The following is a 7,719-nucleotide window of genomic DNA, read 5'->3' as shown; positions in this document are numbered from 1 at the left end:
GTTTTCTTTTTGCCATTATTATATAGGAATGGGGAAATTATTTTGTCTCTATCCCTAATCCTAGCCATTTTGGTCCTCCGTACGTTCCAAGGACGCTTCCTACTTGTAGTAGTGCTGTGGGTATTTTTAAAATTTTTTCAATTTCTTGCTTAAACTTTTTACCTTCCTCTAAATTTGCTCCGCAGTGAACTCCAATCTTATTTATGCCGGTATTGTTATTTATTTTTTCGGCGTAATACAATAGTTTTGCTTTAGCTTTTTTCCACGATCTTGAGATGCCTTCAACCTTTGTTTTTCCATTTGTAAAGGAGACAATCGGTCTGATGTGAAGAATGGACCCTGCCAGGGCTTCTGCCTTATTCAGCCTTCCTCCTTTTACCATATAATCTAAATCATCCAGTATAAATCTGGATAGCATTTTCTTAACTTGAGCTTTTATAGAGGAGCATATATATTCAAAATTTTCTACATTTTTTATTGAATTAAGAGCTTTTTCTATCAAGAATCGAATAATAAGTGCAGTGGATAAAGAGTCTACTATACAAATTTTTTCTGTGTTTAGTGTTTTTTTTGCAACTGTTGCTGCGTTTACAGTACCGCTTAATTTTCCGGAAATATGTATAGAAATAATGTCGTTACCTTTTTCTAAAATTGGCTTATATACATTGATAAAATCCTGTGCTGAGGGTTGAGATGTTTTCGGTAGTAACTCACTTTCTGTGAGTCGTTTATAAAATTCATTTGTCGTAATATCCACTCCTTCACTGAAATGGTTTTCTCCAAAAGATACTTTAAGCGGGACAATTTTTATATCATTTTCTTTTATGAAACTTTTATCTAAATATGCTGTTGAATCTGTTACAATTTTAATCATTTTTTACCCTCCATTAAGATTTCTGTTTTTATTATAATATTTTGGCCGATTTTTAAAATACTAAATCTGCTTGTAATAATTGAATATGAATTTCTTTTGTAGTTATATAAAATACTTAAGTACATGAATTTTCTGATTCTTTTAACAGAACTCAACGCACTGAGTGGTTATGCAGTAAGATTTTTATATCGTTTGATTTTCCTGAAAGTTATAACAAGATAGAAATTGTTGCAGATAAATTTGGTTTTACTTTAGAGGTAGAAGGCGGCATAAAGAGATCTGTTGAAGATTCCAGTTCTTTAATACTTTAGGATACTTTATCCCCAAAACTTGCTTGTGTGCGTGATAGAAACTGATGAAATTGTTTTTGATCGAGATTCTCTTATTGTTAGTAACCTGTAATTTCTACGTAAGCATACCCCTTTACTTTCTTTTTAAATAGTGTGCCGTTTACACTGGAAAGTGCTTCAAGATAGTCCGGTGTGAAAAAAGAATGTATTATCTGTCCCTCCATTACCGAGTGAATAAAAAATTCTCCATATTTTGAACCAAGTTTCCAATGTTCTGGATACTGTTTTTGCCAGTATAGAAATCCTTATCCAAAATTTGTAAATTGAATGTATTGTCTCTTAAAATTGTTCCATCTTCGAGTATTATTGTTATGAGTTGGTTTATCACATTTCCTTTGTTGTCTCTTAGATTAAATGCCATTATGTCGACATTATTATTGAACCTCAAGCTAAACCAATCCCAATGCGGATGAATTTTGAAGTTTCCCCACTGATGATCTTGCCAGACAGAACCTTTTACATTTAGTATCTCATCTTTTCTTTTTAAAGTTCCCTTTGCTTTTAGAGAAGTAATTGAGTGGTAATAGGAATTACCCGCATTACCCATCTGAGTGATTCCATTATCTCCGTGAGGGACTATCGTTTTTGAGGGAGAGAGTGTAAGAAACATCGAATACTCTTTAAAATCTGCTTGTAGGTTGTATGATTGGGCATTGGAAAGCAAATTGGTATTCATATTTCTTATTTCAAGTATTTTATCTGTGCCAATATGAAATACTGGGCTTAACCTTTCTCTAAACAAAAATTTTTTATTTTCTATATCTGTCATTGCAAAATGTGATACAATTTGTATAGGGAATAGTTTAAGTATCCCCACATTTGGAGGAAATTCTATCTTAAAGAATGTAAGCTCAAAACCAAATTTTTGATTGAGAAATCCTGTGAAATACCACCATTCGGTGGAAACCCCTCTGTGCGGAAGAAAATCTAGGTCTGTTATGGCTCTTTCTGTGTAGTTACCTCTACCTGCTAAACTGTTGAACAGGGCAAGATGGATTTTTTTAAGTGGATTTTTTATAATCTTTCCTCTTTTATTGGTACTTCACCTGCTCTAAATACTGCAAATTTTGTTGCAAGTGGGCCAATTATTTCAAAAATTATTACTGCTGCAAGGACAATGGTTGGTATGGATGAAAGTTCTGGAAAAAGATTGCTTATGAATATAGCGAAGCCTATTGCAACACCTGCTTGCGGAAGCATAGCAACTCCTAAGTATTTTTGTACTTGCTTGGGTGCTTTTGTAACGAATGCACCAAAGGTTCCGCCAAATATTTTTCCTGTAGTTCGAAGTATTACGTAAAGTGCTCCAATTACTCCCACTTTTGGCAGAAGGGTTATGTCCAGGTTTGAACCTGAGAGGATGAAAAAAATTACAAGAAGTGGAGCACTCCACGCTTCTATCGAACTGAATGTTTTTTCTATGTTTCCCCCGAAATTTACAAAGGTAGCACCTAACATCATACTGCTAAGAAGGGGGGAGATATTAAATTGCTGTGATAATCCTGTGGTGATGAATATGAATGAGAATGCAAGTATCATCTTTTGTTCCTTTCCTTTAAAGAATTTTTCTATCTTTGACATTACAATTCCCATTAAGAATCCTATAAGCATTGAAAGAAAGATAGCTTTTGTAGGAATAAATATGGCAAGTATGGGGTTTAATTGTTCATTTCTTAGAAGAACTCCTGCAATAACTATGGCGATATCAAATAGAAGTATTCCTATTGCATCATCAAATGAAACAGCCATAAGGATATAGTTTGTTAAAATGCCTTTTGCTTTGTATTCTCTTATTATCATAAATGTTGCTGCTGGCGCTGTTGCAGCAGCGCATGCACCGAGCAAGAGTGCGGTTGGTATTAGATGCTGAATATTTATGAGGTGAGTTTTTGATAGACAAATGATTCCGGCAGCAACAATTATTGTGGTAATGAGGGATTGGATTATGGCTATCCATATTGCTTTTGTCCCTATTTTTTTGATGGTTGTCCACTTAAACATATCTCCGATGAGAAACGCAATAAAAGAAAGGGATATTATGGTGATGTAGCTTTCGATGTTTTTTAGCCCCGGGTGTATAAAACCTGAGACTGATCCTCCAAGCAGTGTTCCTACTAATACATACGCCAGAACTCTTGGAATTTTGAGCATTGCTAAAAGCTTTGCAGCAACAATGCCGATTAAAATTATTAGTCCAAAGTTTAATATAACATTCACACTTGCCTCTTTTCTTGTTCTTATAACGGTTTTATTATAGTAAAGATTTTTTTGATGTAAAGTGCCGATACAATTAAATTAGAAACATAACAATTTTTGAAAATTTTTTGATAATTATTTTCTACCTGTCGAGCCAATAGGGAATTTGTTTGTGTTGGATATTTGAAAATGTTATTTAATGAAGATTGATGTGATATTTGTTGCAGTGAAGTTTTTGACAAATAACTAAGTGTGGTATACTATTTTGTGCTTTGAAAGGTGGGCTCAATATGGGTTTTAAGAAGACAAACAATTTGTTCTCTACAGAGTTGATGAAATGAGTGCAGTTGCAGTATTAATTGTTCTAATATCTTCATTTATTCACGCAACGTGGAATTTCCTTGCTAAAAAAAGTGGGGATAAACTCACTTTTTTTTGGCTCGTGATGATATTGCAGACGTTGATCTATTTACCTTTTGCTGTTTTTTTTCTGTATAAAACCTCTATTTCTCTTTATGGCTGGTATGCTATTTTTGCAAGTGGTATTGTTCATGCATTTTACTGGTATTTTCTTTCAAAAGCTTATACGTACGAAGATTTATCTCTTGTGTATCCGATTGCACGATCAGCTCCGGCTTTAGTGCCAATACTTGCTTTTCTGTTTCTTAATGAAAGGCTGAAATTACTTGGAGTAGTGGGCATTATTATTGTTCTTATTGGCGTGTATGCCACCTCTCTTAACAGCTTTAACTTGAGAAAATTTTTTAGGCCTTTTTATGATAGGGAAAATAAAGGTATTAGTTTTGCCTTTCTCACTCTTTTTACCGTATCTATGTATTCTCTTATTGATAAAGTTGGTGCTAAATATGTAAATCCAATTCTCTATGTTTATTTCTTTGTGATAGTCTCTTTTATTATACTTTCTCCAATTATTTTATTAACCGAAAAAAGATCTATGATAAAATCAGAGTTGAAAAATAACAAAACCGGAATAATTTTAGTGAGCATAATGATTATATTGTCCTATGCTCTTATTATTTTTGTTATGCGGATTTTTCCTGTAAGTTACATCGTTTCAGTAAGGCAAGCTGGAATTGTGTTTAGTGTCCTCCTTGGCACTTTCCTTCTTAAAGAAAAATATGGAAAAGTAAGATTAACGGCATCAATACTTATCTTTATAGGCATATTTTTCATTGCCATATTTGGTAAAATGTAGCATTCAGAAATTGATTTTTACTTTAATGTCTCAACCTTTCGTATAATTTTTCGAAATGTTTATGGCCTTCTTCTATACTTATATCTTGTATCCAGTCGAGAATAGAAGTTGAGCAGCCATCAGACCCTAATCCACCGCGGAATCCATACTTATCACCGCACCATATACCGCTAACTTTCTCTCCAGGGAATCCATAATTTGTTAAGTCATTAATCAAAAGATGGCCTTCTGGTGGTTCACCCACATTGACAACCGGGAACCTATATACTCCTCCACCACTGCAATCTTCACCAACTTCTATATTAAATATGCGCCGAAGTAAATGCTCTCCGCATTCTCCCCCGACTTCTTCTTCACCCCTAAGCTTTCTGCCTAGCTCTTCTGCAGTCCTATTTCCCATGTTTCTTCTATCTTCTCTACCTGTCTCGAAACCATCATCCTCATAAAGGGCGGCAGTAAAGCCTATAATATAATATGGGTTGATCTCGCCATCAAACACGACAAGATTAATCTCTCTTATCTCGTTATCATCAACCTGATCAAAACGTGGTTCTCCAACGGACCAGGTGGTAACGCCTTCAGGGTATACCGAGAATCCGGTGATTATCACGTAGGGTTCATCATGAACCCAGTTATGCCAGCCAAAGAACCATATCTTTTCAGGATTGGTCTCATCTATGCAGTAAAGATTGTCTACAACTATTCGAACGTGTGGAAGTTCTTCGTTTGTAAAGTCTTTTTCTATATGATACTCTATCCGATAATGATAATCGCTTCCTTGAAATGTCAAATCCCCTTCAATTCTTAACGAAGGTATTCCCCCTTCAGGGCTTGAGGGAGGAGTGGCTCCAGGTGTATCCCTCAATGTCGCATAGTCCCATGCTGCTACCTGGGTCCCATTAAGGTGGTCATCCTTCCAGAAGGTAAGCATGTCTACGAAGGTATCCCAGACCCACAATATAGCCTTTCCTATCCACTGCAGAATACCACCTATAAGGTTGACAAGACTACCCAAAATATTATCCCAATCCCACCCCAAAGTATCGGGTAAAACTATAGTCACAGCCTCACAAGCCTGACATGTGGGGTATAAACAATGCTTATCTTCTGACGCATAAAGATATAGCCTGTTATCACGGAATTCGAGTTCTGAGCAGGTCTCTTCCGTTCCAACCTTTTCGCTATTAAAATCACAAATTCCAGCCTCGTTACACGATACTCCTATTGGCTCCCAAAGGTCATCTCGCTTGTTACAGCCGCCGTGAGCTTGAATGTATATGCATTCTAGTTGAATGGTATCTGGCGCTCTACCCTCTTCTAGATTTTCTACTATCTTCCAGGCCATTATGAGTTGTTCTGTATCCCCATTGTGTGCTTCAAACAGCTTAATCTCCAAGTACCTGCCATAGTCTTTGCTCCAGCTCACAATGTAGTAGAACAGGATAAATCTCTGACCACGACTGTTTGTATAGGGAGTAATCCTGGCGAAGTTGACCACTTTATGTCCAGGGAGCACATCCTCCAGTTCCTCCAGGGTAACATATGGTCTGTCTGAAAGGCTCCTCAATCCCGGATCGCGGTCATGTTCAAACAGGTTATCTTCCTCGTCTAATTCAATCCAGGGGTTGAGTTCCACCATTGCCGCATTCTCCCAGCAGTCGTTGATTCCATCCTCATCCTCATCTGGGAAGCCAAAAATTGGTATACTACTTTTCATCATCCTACCTCCAGAATAAAAAGTAAAAGTTATAGGGAGGCATCCAAACGAAAGTATTCGTGGTCTTGCAAGGTTTCTATTTCCTCCTTTATCACAAACCATTGCATTGACAACTATAGTTTTGACTCCATCTTCCGAAAATAATTCTATTGCAGCTGCTTTGTAAAGCCCACTCGCAGCGTCAAAACTTTGTGTGGTGATGCCTACTTCCCTCCAATCCCCAGCTATGGATGAGCCATCGTGATAGGCTCTATCTATTTTTACAAATGCGCTCCTTATACCTTTGTCGTCCTCTGCGAGAATTCTTATTTCGACATCTTCGTTCGTCTCAGGTTCATCATTGCTGAACTCTATGTTTAAATTGGGAACATTTAAGTCTAAGGGCTCAAAGGTAAAATCGCATCTACTGTGGCCGGTGCCATCCATTTCTAAAATGTATTTGTCTGGATCCCAGCTCCCCTTCCACTCACATTCGTATTCATAAGATTGGTAAACTGGCATTATTATATAAGTGCCGGTACAAGAAACTCTTGCTTGATACCAGTAGTCATTCCCAACCCGTGAAACATCAACATACGAAAAAGTGCCATCTGGATCACAAGCTAAATGCGTGTGAGGACATATACCAGTGACAGGGTCAACAGGATAGGGTCTATTAGTAATAGGATTAATATCACAAATCTCCTTAGACTCACAGATTTTAATTTTTAGCGTATCTGAATCGTAGGGGAAGTCATAGATCTTACCAGAAATAAAACACATAGTCAGAGTTATTGGCGGTTGTTGTATTGAAATAGTTACATCAATTGTTTTCTCTTCAGAAATCCCTTTATTCTTATAGTCGTCAATAGCCTCTGCCCGATAGCTTAAGGCACCTCTATCATAGGGTCCTCCAGTATACTTGCATTCCCAGTATTTTCTCCCCTCAGTATCTGTTTTTTCGATTCCGGGAGTGCATTCCTTAACCTGCTTGTTATTTATGAAGATTAATATTCTGGCAACACTGGTATTATCTGTTGCATCAGCGGTAAAGGTTACTTTATCGGCAGTGGTGATCTTTGAAGGTGAGTAAGTAATTGTTACCTTCGGTGGAGTAGTATCCGCTGGGTACTTACACGTCTTTTCAAGGTAGTTGTTTTGTTCATTAGATTCTTTTACCTTGTTATAACCATCGGCACATACTTTTATCCTTATATCCTTAGACTCGGGCCATTTGTATTCCTTAAACCATGAACTATATGTCATCGTATATACTACTCCAGGTTGTGAGGAAACATATCTTTGATTATACTTCGTATGTATGGTTGAAGATATGAGGGAAAGTGAGTAAGTTTGTTTCTGTCATTGGTTCATAGAAACCGTCCGG

At 36.8% G+C, this 7,719-nt stretch carries 6 protein-coding genes; 1 reads left to right on the top strand and 5 read right to left on the bottom strand.

Translation table 11 applies throughout. From position 1 onward, the window contains the following. Positions 1–37: 37 nt before the first annotated feature. From U9Q18_04410 to U9Q18_04395, 4 genes are all read right to left on the bottom strand, one after another. Positions 38–874: a DegV family protein gene (locus U9Q18_04410; GenBank protein MEA3313600.1), complete on the bottom strand. Its 837-nt coding sequence runs from the start codon at positions 872–874 to the stop codon at positions 38–40. 388 nt (positions 875–1,262) lie between these two features. Continuing rightward, positions 1,263–1,400 carry a hypothetical protein gene (locus tag U9Q18_04405; protein MEA3313599.1) on the bottom strand — a complete coding sequence of 46 codons (138 nt, stop codon included), beginning with the start codon at positions 1,398–1,400 and terminating at the stop codon, positions 1,263–1,265. Further along, positions 1,388–2,164: a lipocalin-like domain-containing protein gene (locus U9Q18_04400; GenBank protein MEA3313598.1), complete on the bottom strand. Its 777-nt coding sequence runs from the start codon at positions 2,162–2,164 to the stop codon at positions 1,388–1,390. Before U9Q18_04400 ends, U9Q18_04405 begins: the two co-directional genes overlap by 13 nt. Before the next feature lie 74 nt (positions 2,165–2,238). Beyond that, entirely contained in the window at positions 2,239–3,441 is a 1,203-nt protein-coding gene (locus U9Q18_04395; protein ID MEA3313597.1) for a cation:proton antiporter, read from the bottom strand. 316 nt (positions 3,442–3,757) lie between these two features. Here U9Q18_04395 and U9Q18_04390 point away from each other — a divergent pair, with 316 nt between their 5' ends. After that, positions 3,758–4,636, top strand: coding sequence for a DMT family transporter (locus U9Q18_04390; protein ID MEA3313596.1), 879 nt, complete (start codon positions 3,758–3,760; stop codon positions 4,634–4,636). 22 nt (positions 4,637–4,658) lie between these two features. On the opposite strand, the gene U9Q18_04385 is transcribed toward U9Q18_04390, so the two are convergent. Beyond that, on the bottom strand, positions 4,659–7,655 hold the full coding sequence (locus tag U9Q18_04385; GenBank protein ID MEA3313595.1) for an Ig-like domain-containing protein: 2,997 nt from the start codon (positions 7,653–7,655) through the stop codon (positions 4,659–4,661). Positions 7,656–7,719: the final 64 nt, after the last annotated feature.

The sequence above is a fragment of the Caldisericota bacterium genome (genome assembly GCA_034717215.1).
Classification (GTDB): Bacteria; Caldisericota; Caldisericia; order Caldisericales; family Caldisericaceae; genus UBA646.
Note: the sequence above shows the minus strand (reverse complement) of the source record. Positions and strands in the feature narration are given on the sequence as shown.